We start from the raw sequence: 18,743 nt of genomic DNA on the forward strand, positions 1-18,743 counted from the left end.
CATACAAACACCACCGTCTCGTAGCAGCCGGGCTTGCCCGCGGGTCGCCCTCAAGATTGCCCCGCCGGCAAGCCGGACTGCTACGGGGATGTGTGTTTATCCATCGCCTGCTTGAATAGCGCCGAATCGAGAAATCGCTGCAACCACGCCTGCAATCGCGGATACGGCGCCTGCCAGAACCAGTCCGGATCGACCCCGCAGAACTGGCGCACGAACGGCGCCAGCGCGGTGTCGGCCAGGGTGAGGTGGTCGGTGACCAGGTAATTGCGACCTTCGAGCAAACCTTCGAGCCTCGCCAGAAACACTTCCCCTCGCGCGCGATAGGTGTCCTGGGAGAACTCGGGGTAGCGCACGGCGTATTTGTAGCGATCCAGGTCGGTCTTGAACGCACCATCATTGGCATCGATCAATTCGGCGATTTGCCGCTGGCCGTCGACGTCAGAAACCAGAGACCAATCGTCCGGGTCGTTCTGCGCCAGGGCCCAGCGCATGATGTCCAGGCTCTGTTCCAGCACCCGGTCTGCGAGCACCAGCACCGGCACCGTGCCCTTGGGGGAACGTTCGAGCATCTCCGGCGGCTTGGCCTTGAGGCTGACTTCCACCGTTTCCACCTTTACGCCCGAATAGGCCACCGCCATGCGTGCGCGCATGGCGTAGGGGCAGCGGCGGAAGGAGTAGAGCAGGCCGCTCATCCGCTGACCTCCAGGGTGCTCAGGCCGTTGCCCTGGCGTTTGACCTGGATCTGCACGGGGATGCGTTCGTGCATTTCCTGCACGTGGGAAATCACCCCGACCTTGCGCCCCTGGGCCTGCAGGCCGTCCAGCGCGTCCATCGCCAGTTGCAGGGATTCAGGGTCGAGGCTGCCGAAGCCTTCGTCGATGAACAGCGATTCGATGCGCAGCGTGCTCGAGGCCATGGACGCCAGGCCCAGTGCCAGGGCCAGCGAAACGAGGAAGGTTTCGCCGCCGGACAGCGAATGCACCGAGCGCAGCTCGTCGCCCATTTCCGTGTCCATCACCAGCAGCCCCAGCATGCTGCCGCCGCGCTTGAGGCGGTAGCGGCGTACCAGTTGCCGGAGCTGGGCGTTGGCGTGATGCACCAGCAGGTCGAGGTTGTAGGCCTGGGCGATCTTGCGGAACTTGTCACCTTCGGCCGAGCCGATCAGCGCTGCCAGACGCGCCCAGCGCAGGTACTCGCCGTGGGCTGCCTTGATGCGCTCCTGCAGCTCGCTGTTGGCGTTGCGACGGCGTTCGTCTTCACTGATCTGCGCGCGCAGGTCGGCGCACAGTTGGTCATGGGTAGCGGATTGGGTCTGCGCTTCTGTCAGGGCGCCAGCCAGTTGTTCGGCGTCGCTGACATCGCTGTGTTGCGCCTGATGTTGCTGCAACTGAGCCTCGCGCTCCTGCACCAATACCTTGGCCTGTTCCAGTGCTTTTTCGTTCTGTTGCAGACGCTGGCGCAACTGGCTGACGTCCTCGTCGCTGATGCCCAGCAGCGTCTCCAGCGCGGCGTCGTCCAGTTCGTGGTGCTGGCTGCGCCATTCGCCGATCTGCCGATCCAGCTCGGCCTGTTCGGCCTCCACCGTTTGCAGGTGCTGGCGGCCGCCGTCCAGTTCGGTGCTGAGCTTGAGCAGCTCGCTGCGCGCCTGTTGCAGCTGTTCGGCGATGTCGGTCTGAGACTGGCGCGCCTGCTCCACAGCCTGTTCCAGATGCCGTTGCCAGTGGTCGGCGCTGGCGTGCTCGCCGAGGATTTCGCTCAGGCGCTGCTGCACCACGGCCTGTTGCTGCTGGCTGGCGAGCAGGCGCTCTTGCAGCTTCTGCGTTTCCAGCGCGCGAGCTTGTTGGGCGTTGTGCTCCAGCTCGATTTTCTTCGCCCGCTCGGCGTGTTCCTGCTGCTCGTCTTTTTGCTGATCCAGTTGCTGCTGGCGCAGGGCGATGTCGTTGTCCAGCTGCATGAAACTGCTGGTGGCCGACTCGCGCCACTGCGCCAGGCTCTCGGCTGGCAGCAGCGGTTCGAATTCCTGCAGCGCGGTCTCGAAGCTCTGGTTGTCCAGCGCGATGTGGCGCTGCTGATCGTCCAGCAGTTTCATCGCCTGGGCGCTGGCTTCGCGGGCGTCCTGCACCTGCTGCTGCAGGGATTCGGCGTCGCGCTGGGCCTTGAGCAGGCGCGTCTGGCGCTGTTCGGCGGTCTGAATGTCCTGGGCCAACTGATGCAGGCGCTCGCTGAGCCAGTCGCTGCGCAGGTGCTCGGGCTGCTCCAGCAGGCGCGGGTTCAGCGCGTGGGCGGCCAGTTCCGGCTCGAGCTTTTGCAACTGTTCGCTCAGTTGTTCCTGCTGCGGTTTGGCCTGCTTGAGCTGGTTGTTCAGCTCCGCGACTTCGGTGCGCAGCTCGGCGAGTTTTTCGCTGAGCTGGCTGACCTTCAGGCGCGCGGCATTCTCTTCGTTGTCGTCATGGCCGGACAGCGCGTCGAGCAGCACCTCGGACTGGTGATAGGGATGATCTTCGCTGCCGCACACCGGGCATGGCTGGTTGTCAGCCAGTTGCCCGCGCAACTGCTCGACGCTGGCGCTGCGGGCCAGGCGCTGACGTTGCAACAACTCGACCGTGACCTTGAGCGCCTGCTCGGCGGCTTCGTGCTCACCCTTCAACTGCATGCCCTGGGCGATGCTCTGGGCGCGGCGTTCAGTGGCTTGTTGTTGCTGGGTCTGCACTTCGGCCAGACGCTTGGCCAGCTCCTCGTGGCGTTGCCACAGGCGCTCCAGGGCGTCGCTGGCGCTGTGTTCCTTGCGGTTGTCCTGCAGCGCCTGGCCCAGCCGTTCGATTTCCTGGCTGACCGCATCGGCCTTGACCTGAGCGTCGTCGTAGACCGCTTGCAAGGCGCTGCGGCGCTCGCTCAGGGTCTGCTCGGCGCGGGTCGAGGCCTGTTCCAGCGCGGGGAGCTCTTCACGGCCTTTTTGCAGGCGTGAACTGGTCAGCACGATCTGTTGCAGCTGCGGACGATAAGCCGCCCAGGAATGACTCAGCGCCTGCAGCACTGCGCTGCCTTGCAGCTGTTCATCGATGGCCTGCAGTCGGGCTTCGACCAGGCGCTGCTGTTCGATCAACTGCTCCAGCGCGGCCTGACCCGCGTTGCTCGCCTGCTCGGCGGCGAGGGCCTGCTCGCTGATTTGCCGCACTTCTTTATCGAGGTGGCCGAGTTGCAGTTGTTGCTCGAATGCCTCGCGCAGGGCGGGGGCTGCGCTCTGCTGCTGTTCCTGCGCCTGGGCAAGGCCGGATCGGGCGCTGTCGAGTCGGCTTTCGAGGTCGCCCAGCGTGGCCTGGATCTGCGTCTGTTGCTCGGTCTGTTCTTTGATCTTCGCCGCCAGCGGGTTGATCTGGCTTTCGAGCCGGGTACGTTGACCGAACACATGCCGCTGCGGCGCCAGGCGCTCCAACTGCACCAGTTGCTGACGCTCGCTCGCCTGTTGATCCCAGGTCTGCTGCGCGCCAGTCAGTTGCTCATTGGCGGCCTGATGGCTGTCACGCAGGCGCGTCAGCTCACTGAACCACTGCTGCTTGAGTTCCAGCTGGCGCAGTTGACTCTGGGCCAGTTTCAGTTGCTGTTGAGCGTCGCTGAAGCGCTGTTCCAGCTCAGCGCGCTGCTCGGGTTCCAGCGGCGTCAGGTTGCCCGCCTGGGCGTTGAGGGTTTTCAGCGCCTCTTCGGCTTCCTTGCTCTTGCTGTAGGCGCGGCGGCCCAGCTGGCTGTAGATCGCCGTGTCGGTGAGCTTTTCCAGCAGCTCGCTGCGTTCCTTGTCGTCGGCCTTGAGGAACGCGCTGAACTCGCTCTGGGCCAGCATTACGGCGCGGGTGAACTGCTCGAAGTTCAGGCCCAACCGCGCTTCGAGCAGGTTTTTGTATTCGCTCTTGTTCTGGCTGCTGAGGATCTGCTCGCTGTCCAGATCGGTCAGGGTCTGGCGGCTTTGCTGGAGTTTTTTCGTGGCGTTGTCGCGGGCGCGGTTGGTTTCCCAGCGGGCGCGATAACGGCGCTGGTCGATACCGACGAAATCCACTTCGGCATAACCGCTGCCGGTGCCGCGCCGCAGCAGGTTGCGCGGGTCGGCGGTGCTGATGTCGCCGTCGATTTCCGGCACCCGCGACTGGCCGATATCGTTGAGCCGCGGGATGGCGCCAAACAACGCCAGGCACAATGCATCGAGCAGCGTGCTCTTGCCCGCGCCGGTGGGGCCGGTGATGGCGAACAGGCCGGCGCTGGCCAGGGGCTCGGCGGTGAAATCCAGCTCGAAGGGGCCGGCCAGCGAGGCGAGGTTTTTCAGGCGAATGGCAAGAATCTTCATGGCTGTTCGCTCTCCAGTTGCACGTCCTGCAGCAGGCTGGCGAAGTCCTGCAAGGTCTGGTCATCCACCTCGCTGCCGTAGTTGTCCAGCCAGGCGCGGCTGAACAGTTCCTGGGGGCTGAGCTGGTCGAGTTCGATCAGGTCGCGCTCGTCTTCGTCGCCCCGCGCGCCTTTGCCGGCGTATTCAGCAGCGATGCGCACCAGGCGCACGGCCTTGTTCTCCAGCGCCGCTTCGATCTGGTTGCGCAGGTCCGGTTGCGGCTCGTCCAGCTTCACCCGCACTTCCAGCCAGGGCTGGCGGTCGACGTCGGCCAGCAGGTCGATGTCTGGCAAGTCCTTGAGTTGCAGCAGCAATTCGGCCAAGGGGTATGGCCCGATGCGCTGCAGGTTGACCGCGCGGGGAATCAGCAGCGGGGTGACGCTGGCCAGCTTGCCGTTTTCGCAGTCGATTTCGAGGATCTGATGCTGATAGCCGATCTCGGAAAACGACAGCGGGATGGGCGAGCCGCTGTAGCGAATGCGGTTCTGGCCATTGACCTTCTGCGGCTTGTGCAAATGGCCCAGCGCGACGTAGGTGATGCTCTCGCCGAACAGGCTGGCGGGCAGCGCTTCGGCGTTGCCGATGATCAGGCTGCGCTCGGAGTCTTCGGACACCGAACCACCGGCCATGTGGGCGTGGCTGATGGCGATCAGCGCTTGGCCTTTCTTGCGTTTCTTGTTGGCGGCTTCGATGAGCATTTCGTGGACCTGGCCGATGCCGCGCAGATAGTTCTCCCCCAGCGTGGGGCCGGTCACTTCCGCCGGACGCAGGAACGGCAGCGCCAGGCACCAGCCCAGCACCTTGCCCTTGGTGTTGGTCAGCGGCAGCAGCAGGCGCTCGACGTCGAGCACACCATCGTCCAGCCACAGTACCCGGCCCAGCGCGTGGGTGCGCAGGCGCCGCATCAATGGCGCGGGCAGCTCGATGCGCGAGCCGGAGTCATGGTTGCCGGCGATCATCACGATGGTCAGCTGCGGGTTCTGTTCGTGGGCGCTGACGATGAAGTCGTACAGGCGCTCCTGGGCTTTGACCGGCGGGTTGACCGTGTCGAAGATGTCGCCGGCGATCAGCAGCACGTCGGGCTTGCGCTCGATGAGCCGGGCCAGCAGCCATTTGAGGAAACTCTCGTGTTCGAAGTCCCGCTCCTGGCCGTGCAGGTTCTGGCCCAGGTGCCAGTCGGAGGTGTGGAACAGACGCATGGGGGTACCTTGAATACAGTTGCAGGCGTGCCGAGAACCTTGTGGGAGTGAGCTTGCTCACGAAGAATGACGTCCAGCCGCTGAAGACCTGGCGGCTGTACCGGCCCTTTCGTGAGCAAGCTCACTCCCACAGGTGTTTTGGTCATGTGGGCAATCGGCATGTTCATTTCGGATAAAGCGGCGGCAGGCTGTCTGCGCCGTTGGCTTGTAGCGGTTTCTCGATGGCGGGCAGTGCCTTGACGGCGCGCCACAATTCTTCGCCCAGCCACAGCTTGCCGGTTTCGCTGTACAGCGCGCCGTTCAGGCCGTCCAGTGCATCGGACAGCGGCACGAAGCGCGCGGCCATGTCGGCCAGGGTTTCCGGCTGCTGCCGGGCCCAGGCGTCCAGCGCCTGACGGGTGGCTTGGGGGTCGTTGGCGAGGCTGGCGCGCTTGAGGTCGTCCAGCACCGTGCGCGGGCTGGGGCCGGCTTGCGCGGCGCGGGTCACGGCTGGCAAGGCGCGGGCACGCCACCACAGGGCGAAACCCAAGAGCGTGGTGAAGGCCAGCAGCACGGTGCTCAACTGCCACGGCCATACCGGCGGGCCGATCACGCTCGCACCGGAACTGTCACTCACCGGCATGTCCACCGCCAGCGCCGGGTTGGTGCTGACTTGCAGGGTGCGGGCGGGCAGGGCGCTGTGTTCCAGATGGTCTTCCAGGGTGTTCCACCAGACCAGGTCCACCGCCGGAATCTCGATCGCGCCGGGCCGGTTCGGCACCAGCGCCACGCGTTCTTCGCGGGTGCCCACCAGGCCGCGCTCGCTGGCCTGATTGCTCAACTGCGGCTGATCCGGATAACGCCGCAGCGCGCTGACTTCCGAGACCGGCAGCGGCGGCAGCTGCGCGCTGGACAAGCCTTCGGCGGTGACCACCAGGGTGCGGGTCAGCGAATCGCCGATCTGCACGTGGGCCGGGTCCGGGTTCCAGTCTTCGCTCAGGGTGATGCTGCGCGCCGGCAGCCACGGCGTGTTGGCCGGGTAGTGCGCCGGTTGCGGCTTGACCTTCAACGCCAGCGGCAGCGAGGTCACGCGCATCAGTTTGCCCGGCTTGGGGCTGGTGGCCACGGTCGGCTGGCTGGTGGCGGCGGCCTGGGTTTCGGGAATGTCCTGGACCATGGTCGCGCTGAATTCCTGCGCCGGAATGGTCATGTCGCCACTCTGCTGCGGGTACAGGGCGTAACGCATTTCGATCACGCCATGGCGGATGCCGTTGATCTGCTTCTCGTAGGTGCGGGTGTCGCCGAGCTTTTCGATGCGCGTGTCTGGCACCTGCAGCGGCGTCAGGTTGCTGTCATCGAACAGCGAAACCGAGTGGTAGATGCGCACGGTCAGCACCGCCTGGGCCTGCACGTAGACCGTATCCTGATCAAGGCTGGCTTCCATGAACACCGGCGCGAGCTTCTGCTCTTGGGCCTGGGACGCTTCGACCTCGACCACTTGCAGGGCGATCGGCTGGCTGACCAGCTCACCGAGCTTGAGCGAGGGAATCTCGATCGAGCCGCTGTGGCGCGGCATCAGGGTGATCAGCCAGCGGGTGGTGGCGTGGACGTTCCCTTCCAGGGTGGTCAGGCTGTTGAGCTGGCGGGTGTCGCGCACTTCGAAGTCGGCGTCCAGCGGGGCCATGTCCGGCTTGCCGAACAAGGTTGCGTCGTCGGATTCCAGGGTCAGTTCGACGGTCTCGCCGGTGTTGATTCGCGTGCGATCGACGCTGGCCTGCAAGGTCTGCGCAGGCTCGTCGGCGCGCGCCACGAGGGCGAACAGGCACAGCAGCCAGACGATGATCACCCGGTGCACACGACTCATTTGCTCTTTTCCTGATGTTGCTGTTGTTCGTACCAGAATTTGCGCCGCAGCAGCTCGCCGGGTTCGTCCGGAATCTGCCGCAGCCATTGTTCGAGCGCCTGGCGCTGTTCGGCGTTGATCTGGGTGTCCACCGGGCGGCTGGGCGCCTGGGTCGGTTCATCGGCATCCGGGGAGGCGTCCGGCGCCTGGGCATTGCCGGAAAACTGCGGCGGGTTGCTCGAGGCGTTGTCTTCGCTGGCCTGGGCCTGCGCTTGTTGGTCGCTCTGTTGCTGTTGGGCTTCGCCGGTCTGCGCCTGGCTGGCGTCGTCTTCGCTTTCAGTCTTGCCTTCGCTCTGGTCTTCGGCGGCGGCCTGGCGGTTCTGCTCGATGAGCTGCTCGACCAGTGCCTTGTTGGCCACAGCCCGGGGGAACTCGGGTTGCCGTTCCAGCGCTTGTTCGTAGGCGTCGACGGCCGCTTCCAGCTCGCCACTTCGGGCCAGCGCGTTGCCGCGATTGTAATGGTCAGCGGCAGTGTTGCCTTGGGCGAAGCGCTGAGCGGCAGCGGCAAAGTCGCCGGCCTCGAACAGCGCGATGCCTTGCCATTGCACGTTCTCGAAATGCCTGGCGGCTTCGGCCGGGCGATGCCGCTGCAGCAGGTGCTGGCCCTGTTGGTCGGGGCGGCGCCACAGGTCTTCGAAGTCGAACGCGTAGCTGTGTTGCGGGATGGCCATCAGCAGCGGCAGACACAGCACCCAGCCACGGCGCCCGGCGCAGGCGGCCAGCAGCAACAGTGGCAGCAACAGCCAGTAGCCCTGGTCGGCCCAGCTGTCGAGCTGCACGGTCCGGCCCATGCTGCGCAATTCGGTAGGCGTGGCCAGCAACCCCAGTTCGCGCAGGTCGGCATCCACCAATTGCAGCGGGGTGTATTGCCCGCCCAGGCTCTCGGCGAAGTCCTTGAGGCTGGCGCTTTCCAGGCGCGGCACCAGAATCGCGCCTTGAGCGTCCTTGAGGAAACCGCCTTTTTCCTGGGCCACCGGCGCGCCTTCGGCGGTGCCGACGCCCAGCATCAGCAACTGCGGCGGGTGGTCATTCATGGCCTGGCGAATGCCCTGACGCTCGGTTTCATTGAGTGACGAGCCGATCCACAGCAGACGGCCCTGACCCAGATCGGCCTGGCGCAGCAGGTCCCGCGCTTTGAGCACCGCAAGGTCGGCGCGCTGCCCGCTCTCGGGCATGATCGACGGCTTGATGGCATCGAGCAGGTTCTTGCTGGTGGTCAGGTCGTCCGACAGCGGCACCAGGGTGTGGGCGCTGCCGGCATAGACGATGATCGCGGTCTGCGCATCGCTGCGCACCTGTAACAGGTCCAGCAGCTTGCGCCGGGCCTGTTCCAGCCGGGTCGGCGGGCTGTCGGCGGCGAGCATTTCCGGGGTCAGCTCCAGCACCACCACCAGCGGGTCCACCGGTTTCTGGCTGGTCTGCTCCACGCGTTGCCAGCTCGGCCCGATCAGCGCCAGCAGGGCCAGCAGCCAGCCCAGCGACAGGACGATCCACGGCAGCTTGCTTTCGCGGCCGCTGCCGCCGCTGAGCAAGGTCGAGTGGAAGGCGCTGGGCAGAATCATCTGCCAGCGGCCTACACGCTTCTGCCGGTTCCACAACCGCCAGATCAGCCACACCAGCAACGGCAGGATCAGCAGCCACCAGGGGCGCAATACATGAGGCCAGACGCTGCTCATCGACGCCTCCGCAAGCGCTTGAAGCGCTGACGCCATTGCGGGCCCTGATGCAGCACCGGCTGGCGCGCGAGGAAGCGATACAGCGGGTTGTGCGGCCAGCGCTCGTGGATCACCAACAGGATGCTCAACAGCAGCGCCGCGGCCAGCGGCCAGTGGTAGAGCTCGATGGCAGGGCGGGCCTGGGTCGGTTGCTGGGCCACCGGCTCCAGGGTGTCGAGGGTCTTGCCGATGCTTTTCAACTGCTCGCCATCGCGGGCGCGGAAGTACTGGCCGCCGGTGATCTCGGCGATTTCCCGCAGAGCCGGTTCGTCCAGGTCCAGGCTCGGGTTCAGGCCGAGAATGCTGGTGGCGCCTTTGTCCGGGTCGGCGCCGATGCCGATCGGGTAGATCTTCACCCCTTCACCGGCCGCCAGCCGCGCGGCAGTGGCCGGGTCGATCTGCCCTGCGTTGTTGGCGCCGTCGGTGACCAGAATCAGCACCCGGCTCTGGGCCGGGCGCGAACGCAGGCGCTTGAGGGCCAAACCAATGGCGTCGCCAATGGCGGTGTTCTTGCCGGCGATGCCGATGCGCGCTTCGTCCAGCCACACGCGCACGGTCCTGCGGTCGAAGGTCAGCGGCGCCTGCAGATAGGCCTGGCTGCCGAACAGGATCAGGCCGACGCGGTCGCCCTGACGCTGTTCAAGAAAATCGCCCAGCAGCTGTTTGACCAGGGTCAGGCGGCTGACCTCGTCGCTCTGCCAGACCATGTCCGGGTAATCCATTGACCCCGACACGTCCACTGCCACCAACAGATCGCGGCCACTGGCAGCCACCGGCAGCGGCTCGCCCAGCCATTGCGGGCGGGCTGCAGCGATCAGCAGCAACAGCCAGAGGGTGACGAACGGTAACTGTCGACGCCAGCCCGGCAGGTGCGCGCGGGCACGGCGCCCGGCCAGGCCTTCGAGTTCATTGAGAAAGCTGACTTTCAGCGCGGCCTCGCCGCTGTCGGCCACCGGCAGCACGAAACGCAGCAGCCACGGCAGCGGCAGCAGGGCGAACAGCCAGACCTGCGCGAATTCAAACATGCTTGCGAATCCAGGTTTCGACCGACTGGGTCAGGCCGTTGATGGCCTTGTCGTCGAGCTTGCATTCGGGCTTGTAGGCGCCTTCCACCAGAATCATCCAGCGGGTCAGGCCTGCGGCCGGGCAGCGGTTGTCGAGGAACGCCAGCCATTTGCGGCCGTTCAGGGTGTGGCTCTGGCTGTAGGGGTAGTCGTTACGGCACAGGCGTTTGAGCAGGCCGTTGATCTGTTGCAGCCAGGCGCCGGCGGGTGCGCCGTCGTAGGGCTTGGGCAGTTGCGCCAGCTCCAGGAGTGCGGCCTGGCGGCGCGGGTCCAGCGGCGGTTCGCTGTTTTCGGTGCGGGCCTTTTTCGGCAGCAGCACCCGCGCGCGCCACAGGCCGTAACCCAGCGCCGGCAGCAGAACCAGCAGCAGCCACCAGCCGGGTGCGGGCGGCCAGAAACCTACCGGTTCCGGGCGGATCATTGGCTGCAGCTGGTCCAGCAGGCTCATTTGGCTCGCACCGGTTGCTGCTCGTTGAGGTAGTCGCGCAGTTGCTCGACCATCTCGCGCTGGGTGCTCAGGGGGATCATCAACACCCGCAGTTTCTGCGACAGCAATTCCCAACGCGCCTGACGGGCTTCACTCTGCGCGCGGTAGGTCTGGCGCAGGTCGGGGTTGAGGGTGTCCAGTTCCAGCTGCGCGCCACGGTCGGCAAAGCGCAGCAGGCCGGCAGCGGGCAGCGCGTGGTCGAGCGGGTCCGACAGCGGCAACAGCAGCAGGTCGCAATGGCGCGACAGCAGCGCCAATTGCTGCTCGGCGGAGTCCGACAAGGTGCGCTCGTCGCAGAGGATGAACACCAGGCTGCCGGGCCGCAGCACTTCCCGGGCGCGACGCAAGGCCACGCCGAAGGAGTCGCGATCGTCCACCGCTTCGGTGTGCAGCGACTGATTGACTCGCACCAGACGGTTGAGCAACTGCAACAGGCTCTGCTTGCTGCGCCGCGGTTTGATCTCGTAGTGCTGGTTGTCACCGAACACCAGCCCGCCGACCCGGTCGTTGTGGCCCAGCGCGGCCCAGCCGATCAGCGCGGCGGCTTGCGCGGCCAGCACCGACTTGAACATCAGCCCCGAGCCGAAAAACAGCCGGCGGCTCTGCTCGACCATGATGAAAATCGGCCGCTCGCGTTCTTCATGAAACAGCTTGGTGTGTGGCTCCTGGGTGCGCGCGGTGACGCGCCAGTCGATGGTGCGCACGTCGTCGCCGGCCTGATAGACCCGCACCTGATCGAAGTCCACGCCACGCCCGCGCAGCTTGGAGTGGTGCAGGCCGATCAACGGGCTGCGCCGGCCGGGCGACGAAAACAGCTGCACTTCCCGCACGCGATGGCGCATCTCGATCAGCTCGGCGAGGCTGATGCGGATGCCCGGTTGGGAAATCAGATAGGGTTGCATGGGTTCAGGCGACGGCAACGACGTCGAGAATGCGCTGGATCACGCGGTCCTGATCGATGCCTGCCGCTTCCGCTTCGAACGACAGAATGATGCGGTGGCGCAGCACGTCGAAGACCATCGCCTGGATGTCTTCGGGGCTGACGAAGTCGCGGCCCGCGAGCCACGCGTGGGCGCGGGCGCAGCGGTCCAGGGAAATCGAGCCGCGCGGGCTGGCGCCGTAGCCGATCCACTCGGCCAGCTCGGCGTCGAACTTGGCCGGGGTGCGCGTGGCCATGACCAGTTGCACCAGGTATTCCTCCACCGCGTCGGCCATGTACAGGCCGAGGATTTCCTTGCGCGCGGCGAAGATCGCCTGCTGGCTGACCCGCCGATCGGGTTTGGCCTCGCCGTGCAGCGCTTCGCCGCGGGCCTGCTGGAGGATCTTGCGTTCGACCGTGGCGTCGGGAAAGCCGATCTTCACGTGCATCAGGAAGCGGTCCAGCTGCGCCTCGGGCAGGGGATAGGTGCCTTCCTGCTCGATGGGGTTCTGGGTCGCCATCACCAGAAACAGTGGCGACAAATCGTAAGTGCTGCGCCCCACGCTGACCTGGCGCTCGGCCATGGCTTCCAGCAGCGCCGATTGCACCTTGGCCGGCGCCCGGTTGATTTCATCCGCCAGCACCAGGTTGTGGAAGATCGGCCCCTGCTGGAACACGAAGCTGCCAGTCTCCGGGCGATAAATCTCGGTGCCGGTGATGTCGGCGGGTAACAGGTCAGGGGTGAACTGGATGCGATGGAACTGCGCCTCGATGCCTTCGGCCAGCTCCTTGATCGCCTTGGTCTTGGCCAGGCCCGGGGCGCCTTCGACCAGCATGTGGCCGTCGGCAAGCAGCGCGATCAACAGGCGCTCGACCAGTTTCTCCTGCCCCAGAATCTGAGTGGAGAGAAAGGTTCGCAGCGCGATCAACGCTTCACGATGTTCCATCGGTGACGGTTCCTGGCAGAGGACGCATGGGCGCCAAAACGGCGCCGAGGCTGGGGGCGTTACTTTAATCCATCCGAGGGGGTGGCGACTAATCGGGGGAGGGGTTTTTTCAGTATCTGCGCCGGTACGTGGGGCGATTTACAGGATTGTCGGACAGGTTTTGCGTTCGAGCGCAGATCCGTAGCAGTCCGGCTTGCCGGCGATGGCGATCATGAGGGCCCTGTCGCCGGCAAGCCGTGCTGCTACGGGGCGTGTGATGCGATACAGGCTCAGCCGATTTCGCTGACGTAACTGCCCACATCCTTGAGCAGGATGCGCAGCGTTTCGTCCAGATCGCCCAGCTCGTTGTCCAGGGTGGTGTGAGTGATTTCGTAAGTGGTCTCGCCACCGAACGGCCCGGCATCTGCCGCGTCGATTTCCACCCGCAACAGCGTTGCGCTCAGGGTCACTTTCAACTGCTCGACGTGAATGGTGTCGTCACGGAAGGTGATGTCCACCTCGTCCTCGTCCGGAAAGCGCGCCAGCAGAAACAGGTCGCCGTTGTCGCCATGGCAGCAGACCAGCGCCATGTCGTCTTCTTCATCATCGCAAGGGTTGTGGATGAAGCTGTCAGTGGTCATGTGCATGGCGGCGGATCCTGTGGTTCGGTTCGGACAAAGCGGGATTTTGCCAGTCTTGGGGGAAAACTTCCTCTCCTACCGAGCGCCGCGCTTCTGTGGGAGCCGGCTTGCTGGCGAATACGGTGTGTCAGCTCCAGTTGCAGCGTCTGACACTCCGCTTTCGCCAGCAAGCCGGCTCCCACAGGGGTAAGGCGGTGCAGGTCTTGACACTATTCCTCTTCGGCATGGCCCATGCCGGTTCTCAACCCGATGTCCGAATATGTCGCAGCCCTGCAAGCGGGCGCGGGGCCGCTGTCGTTAAGCTTCGCAGCAGATGATCGGACGTGCGGTCGAGCCTGCCTGGGCAGACACCGCACCGAATTTCACTCGGGGGGCAATGTGACGACGCACACACGACGAGCGTTAGTACAAAGGCATGTGTGCAGGTATCGCGCCTTGTCACGATTTGCTGACTATTATCGATCAGACGCGAATTGACACACCTGTACCCATGAACGACCCCGAAACACGCATCTCTCCTATATAAAAGCCAAGCAAGCGGAGTACCACAGATGGCGTTCTTCACCGCAGCCAGCAAGTCCGACTTCCAGCATCAACTGCGAGCGGCACTGGCCCAGCACATCAGCGAACAGGCACTGCCACAAGTGGCGCTGTTCGCCGATCAGTTCTTCGGCATCATTTCTCTGGACGAACTCACTCAACGCAGACTCTCCGACCTTGCCGGTTGCACCCTGTCGGCCTGGCGTCTGCTCGAGCGCTTCACCCACGACACGCCGCAGGTGCGCGTGTACAACCCTGATTACGAGCGTCATGGCTGGCAGTCCACCCACACCGCCGTTGAAGTGTTGCACCACGACCTGCCGTTCCTGGTCGACTCGGTCCGTACCGAGCTGAACCGCCGCGGCTACAGCATCCACACGCTGCAGACTACGGTGCTGAGCGTGCGTCGCGACGAGAAGGGCCAACTGCTCGAAGTGCTGCCAAAAGGCACCTTGGGCGAGGGCGTGCTGCAAGAATCGCTGATGTACCTGGAAATCGACCGCTGCGCCAACCCGGCCGAGCTCAACGTGCTGGCACGTGAGCTGGAGCAGGTGCTGGGCGAGGTGCGTGTCGCGGTAGAAGACTTCCTGCCGATGAAAGCCAAGGTCAACGACCTGCTGGCGAGCATCGATGCTTCCGAATTTGCCATCGACCCGGACGAGAAGTCCGAGGTCAAGGTGTTCCTCGAGTGGCTGGTGAACAACCACTTCACCTTCCTGGGTTACGAAGAGTTCACCGTCGAGGGCGACGGCAACGGCGGCCAGCTGACCTACGATCCGGCGTCGTTCCTGGGCCTGACCAAGCTGCTGCGCGCAGGCCTGACCCCTGAAGACCTGCACATCGAAGGCTATGCGGTGAACTACCTGCATGAGCCGACGCTGCTGTCCTTCGCCAAGGCCGCGCACCCAAGCCGCGTGCACCGCCCGGCGTACCCGGACTACGTGTCGATCCGCCAGATCGACGCCAATGGCCGCGTCATCAAGGAATGCCGCTTCATGGGCCTGTACACCTCGTCGGTGTATGGCGAAAGCGTGCGCAACATCCCGTACATCCGCCGTAAGGTCGCCGAAATCGAGCGCCGCTCCGGCTTCGACGCCAAGGCCCACCTGGGCAAGGAACTGGCGCAAGTGGTCGAAGTGCTGCCGCGCGACGACCTGTTCCAGACCCCGGTGGACGAGCTGTTCAGCACCGTCATGTCCATCGTGCAGATCCAGGAGCGCAACAAGATTCGCGTGTTCCTGCGCAAGGATCCGTACGGCCGCTTCTGCTACTGCCTGGCCTATGTGCCGCGCGACATCTACTCCACTGAAGTGCGGCAGAAGATCCAGCAGGTGCTGATGGAGCGCCTGAAGGCCAGCGACTGCGAGTTCTGGACCTTCTTCTCCGAGTCGGTACTGGCCCGCGTGCAACTGATCCTGCGGGTGGACCCGAAAGTCACCCTGGACATCGACCCGCAGCAACTGGAAAACGAAGTGGTCCAGGCCTGCCGTTCATGGAAGGACGATTACGCCAGCCTTGTCATCGAAAGCTTCGGCGAAGCCCAGGGCACCAACGTGCTGGCCGACTTCCCCAATGGCTTCCCGGCCGGTTACCGCGAGCGTTTCGCCGCGCACTCGGCGGTGGTCGACATGCAGCATGTGCTGGGCCTGTCCGAAGCCAAGCCGCTGGTGATGAGCTTCTATCAGCCGCTGTCCGGTGATAAGGCGCAGCTGCACTGCAAGCTGTACCACGCCGATACCCCGCTGGCGCTGTCGGACGTGCTGCCGATTCTGGAAAACCTCGGCCTGCGCGTGCTGGGCGAGTTCCCGTATCGCCTGCGTCACACCAACGGTCGCGAGTACTGGATTCATGATTTCGCCTTCACCTACGCCGAAGGCCTGAACCTGGACCTGCAACAGCTCAACGACACCTTCCAGGACGCGTTCGTCCACATCGTGCGCGGCGACGCCGAAAACGATGCGTTCAACCGCCTGGTGCTGACTGCCGGCCTGCCATGGCGCGACGTGGCGCTGCTGCGCGCTTATGCCCGTTACCTGAAGCAGATCCGTCTGGGCTTCGACCTGGGTTATATCGCCAGCACCCTGAACAACCACGCCGACATCGCCCGCGAGCTGACCCGTCTGTTCAAGACCCGCTTCTACCTGGCGCGCAAGCTGTCGGGCGGCGACCTGGACGACATGCAACAGCGTCTGGAAACCGCGATCCTCACCGCCCTGGACGACGTTCAGGTGCTCAACGAAGACCGCATCCTGCGTCGCTACCTTGACCTGATCAAGGCGACCATGCGCACCAACTTCTACCAGACCGATGCCAACGGCCAGAACAAGAGCTACTTCAGCTTCAAGTTCAACCCGCGCCTGATCCCCGAGCTGCCGAAGCCGGTGCCGAAGTTCGAAATCTTCGTCTACTCGCCGCGCGTCGAGGGTGTGCACCTGCGTTTCGGCAACGTTGCCCGTGGCGGCCTGCGCTGGTCGGACCGCGAAGAAGACTTCCGCACCGAAGTGCTGGGCCTGGTCAAAGCCCAGCAGGTGAAGAACTCGGTCATCGTCCCGGTCGGCGCCAAGGGCGGCTTCCTGCCCCGTCGCCTGCCGACCACCGGCACCCGCGACGAGGTGCAGGCCGAGGCAATCGCCTGCTACCGCATCTTCATTTCGGGCCTGCTGGACATCACCGACAACCTGAAAGAAGGCGTGCTGGTGCCGCCAGCCAACGTCGTGCGCCATGACGACGATGACCCATACCTGGTGGTGGCGGCGGACAAGGGCACCGCGACCTTCTCCGACATCGCCAACGGCATCGCCATCGACTACGGCTTCTGGCTGGGCGACGCGTTCGCCTCCGGTGGCTCGGCCGGTTACGACCACAAGAAGATGGGCATCACCGCCAAGGGCGCGTGGGTCGGCGTACAGCGCCACTTCCGCGAGCGCGGCATCAATGTCCAGCAGGACAGCGTCAGCGTGATCGGCGTCGGCGACATGGCCGGTGACGTGTTCGGCAACGGCCTGTTGATGTCCGACAAGCTGCAACTGGTGGCCGCGTTCAACCACCTGCACATCTTCATCGACCCGAACCCGGATCCGGCGACCAGCTTCGCCGAGCGTCAGCGTCTGTTCGACCTGCCGCGTTCGGCCTGGACCGACTACGACACCAGCATCATGTCCGAAGGCGGCGGTATCTTCCCGCGCAGCCTGAAGAGCATCACCATCACGCCGCAGATGAAAGAGCGCTTCGACATCAGCGCCGACAAGCTGACCCCGACCGAACTGATGCACGCGCTGCTCAAGGCGCCGGTGGATCTGCTGTGGAACGGCGGCATCGGCACTTACGTCAAGGCCAGCTCCGAAAGCCATGCCGACGTGGGCGACAAGGCCAACGACGCCGTGCGCGTCAACGGCAACCAGTTGCGCTGCAAGGTGGTGGGCGAGGGCGGCAACCTGGGCATGACCCAACTGGGTCGCGTCGAGTTCGGCCTGTTGGGCGGCGCCACCAACACCGACTTCATCGACAACGCCGGTGGTGTGGACTGCTCCGACCACGAAGTGAACATCAAGATCCTGCTCAACGAAGTGGTGCAGGCCGGTGACATGACCGAGAAGCAGCGCAACCTGCTGCTCGAAAGCATGACCGACGAAGTCGGCAATCTGGTGCTGGGCAACAACTACAAGCAGACTCAGGCGTTGTCTCTGGCGGCCCGTCGCGCTTACGAGCGCATCGCCGAATACAAGCGTCTGATGAACGACCTGGAAGCCCGTGGCAAGCTGGACCGCGCCATCGAGTTCCTGCCGGCCGAAGACCAGCTGGCCGAGCGCATCGCCGAACAGAAAGGCCTGTCCCGTGCCGAGCTGTCGGTGCTGATCTCCTACAGCAAGATCGACCTTAAGGAAGCGCTGCTCGAATCCCGCGTGCCGGACGACGACTACCTGGCCCGCGACATGGAAACCGCCTTCCCGCCGTCGCTGGGCGCGAAGTTCTCCGATTCCATGCGCCGCCACCGTCTGAAGCGCGAAATCGTCAGCACCCAGATCGCCAACGACCTGGTCAACCACATGGGCATCACCTTCGTGCAGCGGCTCAAGGAGTCGACCGGCATGAGCGCGGCCAACGTGGCCGGTGCCTACGTGATCGTGCGCGACATCTTCCACCTGCCGCACTGGTTCCGTCAGATCGAGGCGCTGGACTACAAGGTTCCGGCCGAAATCCAGCTGGCCTTGATGGACGAGATCATGCGTCTGGGCCGTCGCGCCACCCGCTGGTTCCTGCGCAGCCGTCGCAACGAACTGGACGCGGCGCGTGACGTTGCGCACTTCGGTCCGCACCTGGCGGCACTGGGCCTGAAACTCGACGAACTGCTGGAAGGCCCACCCCGTGAAGTCTGGCAGGCGCGTTATCAGGAATACGTCGAGGCTGGCGTGCCTGAACTGCTGGCGCGCATGGTGGCAGGCACCACGCACCTGTACACGCTGCTGCCGATCATCGAAGCGTCCGACGTCACCGGCCAGAACGCCGCCGACGTGGCCAAGGTCTACTTCGCCGTGGGCAGCTCGCTGGACATCACCTGGTATCTGCAGCAGATCAGCGCCCTGCCGGTGGAAAACAACTGGCAGGCCCTGGCCCGCGAAGCGTTCCGCGACGACGTCGACTGGCAACAGCGCGCGATCACCGTCTCCGTCCTGCAAATGCCGAACGGCCCGGAAAACGTCGAAGAGCGCCTGAACCTGTGGCTGGAACAGCACGCTTCGATGGTCGACCGCTGGAAGGCCATGCTGGTCGAACTGCGTGCGGCGAGCGGCAATGACTACGCGATGTACGCCGTGGCCAACCGGGAGTTGCTGGATCTGGCCATGAGTGGGCAGGCTTCGGTGATTTGAGGCGTTAGCTGAGTGGTAGTGAGAAGCCCCGTATCGCGAGATGCGGGGTTTTTTTGTGGTTGGCTTGAGATTCTTACTCTGGTGCCCTTCGGGCGCTTTTCGCGAGCAAGGTGGGACGCCACCCCGGTCG

11 protein-coding genes are annotated in these 18,743 nt (G+C 64.7%); 1 reads left to right on the top strand and 10 read right to left on the bottom strand.

Annotated features, from left to right (window positions below; all coding sequences use genetic code 11):
* Window positions 1-80: 80 nt before the first annotated feature.
* The 10 genes from AC1MEK_RS17525 to AC1MEK_RS17570 all read right to left on the bottom strand — a co-directional run bounded on the left by AC1MEK_RS17525 (window position 81) and on the right by AC1MEK_RS17570 (window position 13,211).
* Entirely contained in the window at window positions 81-692 is a 612-nt protein-coding gene (locus tag AC1MEK_RS17525) for a glutathione S-transferase (protein ID WP_480397545.1), read from the bottom strand.
* Window positions 689-4,333: an AAA family ATPase gene (locus AC1MEK_RS17530; protein WP_480397546.1), complete on the bottom strand. Its 3,645-nt coding sequence runs from the start codon at window positions 4,331-4,333 to the stop codon at window positions 689-691. The genes AC1MEK_RS17525 and AC1MEK_RS17530 overlap by 4 nt, the downstream gene beginning before the upstream one ends.
* A complete protein-coding gene (locus AC1MEK_RS17535) occupies window positions 4,330-5,571 on the bottom strand; it encodes an exonuclease SbcCD subunit D C-terminal domain-containing protein (RefSeq protein WP_480397547.1) in 1,242 nt (413 codons plus the stop codon). Before AC1MEK_RS17535 ends, AC1MEK_RS17530 begins: the two co-directional genes overlap by 4 nt.
* A gap of 163 nt (window positions 5,572-5,734) precedes the next feature.
* The gene (locus tag AC1MEK_RS17540; RefSeq protein WP_480397548.1) at window positions 5,735-7,414 is read right to left on the bottom strand and encodes a BatD family protein; all 1,680 of its coding nucleotides are present in this window, start codon (window positions 7,412-7,414) and stop codon (window positions 5,735-5,737) included.
* Window positions 7,411-9,129, bottom strand: a complete 1,719-nt coding sequence (locus tag AC1MEK_RS17545) for a tetratricopeptide repeat protein (RefSeq protein WP_480397549.1) — start codon at window positions 9,127-9,129, stop codon at window positions 7,411-7,413. Before AC1MEK_RS17545 ends, AC1MEK_RS17540 begins: the two co-directional genes overlap by 4 nt.
* Window positions 9,126-10,193, bottom strand: coding sequence for a vWA domain-containing protein (locus AC1MEK_RS17550; protein WP_480397550.1), 1,068 nt, complete (start codon window positions 10,191-10,193; stop codon window positions 9,126-9,128). The genes AC1MEK_RS17545 and AC1MEK_RS17550 overlap by 4 nt, the downstream gene beginning before the upstream one ends.
* On the bottom strand, window positions 10,186-10,680 hold the full coding sequence (locus AC1MEK_RS17555; protein WP_480397551.1) for a DUF4381 domain-containing protein: 495 nt from the start codon (window positions 10,678-10,680) through the stop codon (window positions 10,186-10,188). The genes AC1MEK_RS17550 and AC1MEK_RS17555 overlap by 8 nt, the downstream gene beginning before the upstream one ends.
* On the bottom strand, window positions 10,677-11,621 hold the full coding sequence (locus tag AC1MEK_RS17560) for a DUF58 domain-containing protein (RefSeq protein WP_480397552.1): 945 nt from the start codon (window positions 11,619-11,621) through the stop codon (window positions 10,677-10,679). Before AC1MEK_RS17560 ends, AC1MEK_RS17555 begins: the two co-directional genes overlap by 4 nt.
* Window positions 11,622-11,625: 4 nt before the next feature.
* Window positions 11,626-12,585, bottom strand: a complete 960-nt coding sequence (locus AC1MEK_RS17565; RefSeq protein ID WP_404631271.1) for an AAA family ATPase — start codon at window positions 12,583-12,585, stop codon at window positions 11,626-11,628.
* Window positions 12,586-12,854: 269 nt separating this feature from the next.
* Window positions 12,855-13,211, bottom strand: coding sequence for a hypothetical protein (locus AC1MEK_RS17570; protein ID WP_480397553.1), 357 nt, complete (start codon window positions 13,209-13,211; stop codon window positions 12,855-12,857).
* Between the two features lie 545 nt (window positions 13,212-13,756).
* Between AC1MEK_RS17570 and AC1MEK_RS17575 the strand changes: the two genes are divergently transcribed.
* A complete protein-coding gene (locus AC1MEK_RS17575; RefSeq protein ID WP_480397554.1) occupies window positions 13,757-18,613 on the top strand; it encodes an NAD-glutamate dehydrogenase in 4,857 nt (1,618 codons plus the stop codon).
* Window positions 18,614-18,743: the final 130 nt, after the last annotated feature.

Source organism: Pseudomonas sp. 2, from assembly GCF_056627435.1.

Bases quoted from the DNA above. Each gene is read 5' to 3' on its own strand.
- AC1MEK_RS17525 (WP_480397545.1), bottom strand. From the start codon at position 692: ATGAGCGGCCTGCTCTACTCCTTCCGCCGCTGCCCCTACGCCATGCGC.
- AC1MEK_RS17530 (WP_480397546.1), bottom strand. From the start codon at position 4,333: ATGAAGATTCTTGCCATTCGCCTGAAAAACCTCGCCTCGCTGGCCGGC.
- AC1MEK_RS17535 (WP_480397547.1), bottom strand. From the start codon at position 5,571: ATGCGTCTGTTCCACACCTCCGACTGGCACCTGGGCCAGAACCTGCAC.
- AC1MEK_RS17540 (WP_480397548.1), bottom strand. From the start codon at position 7,414: ATGAGTCGTGTGCACCGGGTGATCATCGTCTGGCTGCTGTGCCTGTTC.
- AC1MEK_RS17545 (WP_480397549.1), bottom strand. From the start codon at position 9,129: ATGAGCAGCGTCTGGCCTCATGTATTGCGCCCCTGGTGGCTGCTGATC.
- AC1MEK_RS17550 (WP_480397550.1), bottom strand. From the start codon at position 10,193: ATGTTTGAATTCGCGCAGGTCTGGCTGTTCGCCCTGCTGCCGCTGCCG.
- AC1MEK_RS17555 (WP_480397551.1), bottom strand. From the start codon at position 10,680: ATGAGCCTGCTGGACCAGCTGCAGCCAATGATCCGCCCGGAACCGGTA.
- AC1MEK_RS17560 (WP_480397552.1), bottom strand. From the start codon at position 11,621: ATGCAACCCTATCTGATTTCCCAACCGGGCATCCGCATCAGCCTCGCC.
- AC1MEK_RS17565 (WP_404631271.1), bottom strand. From the start codon at position 12,585: ATGGAACATCGTGAAGCGTTGATCGCGCTGCGAACCTTTCTCTCCACT.
- AC1MEK_RS17570 (WP_480397553.1), bottom strand. From the start codon at position 13,211: ATGCACATGACCACTGACAGCTTCATCCACAACCCTTGCGATGATGAA.
- AC1MEK_RS17575 (WP_480397554.1), top strand. From the start codon at position 13,757: ATGGCGTTCTTCACCGCAGCCAGCAAGTCCGACTTCCAGCATCAACTG.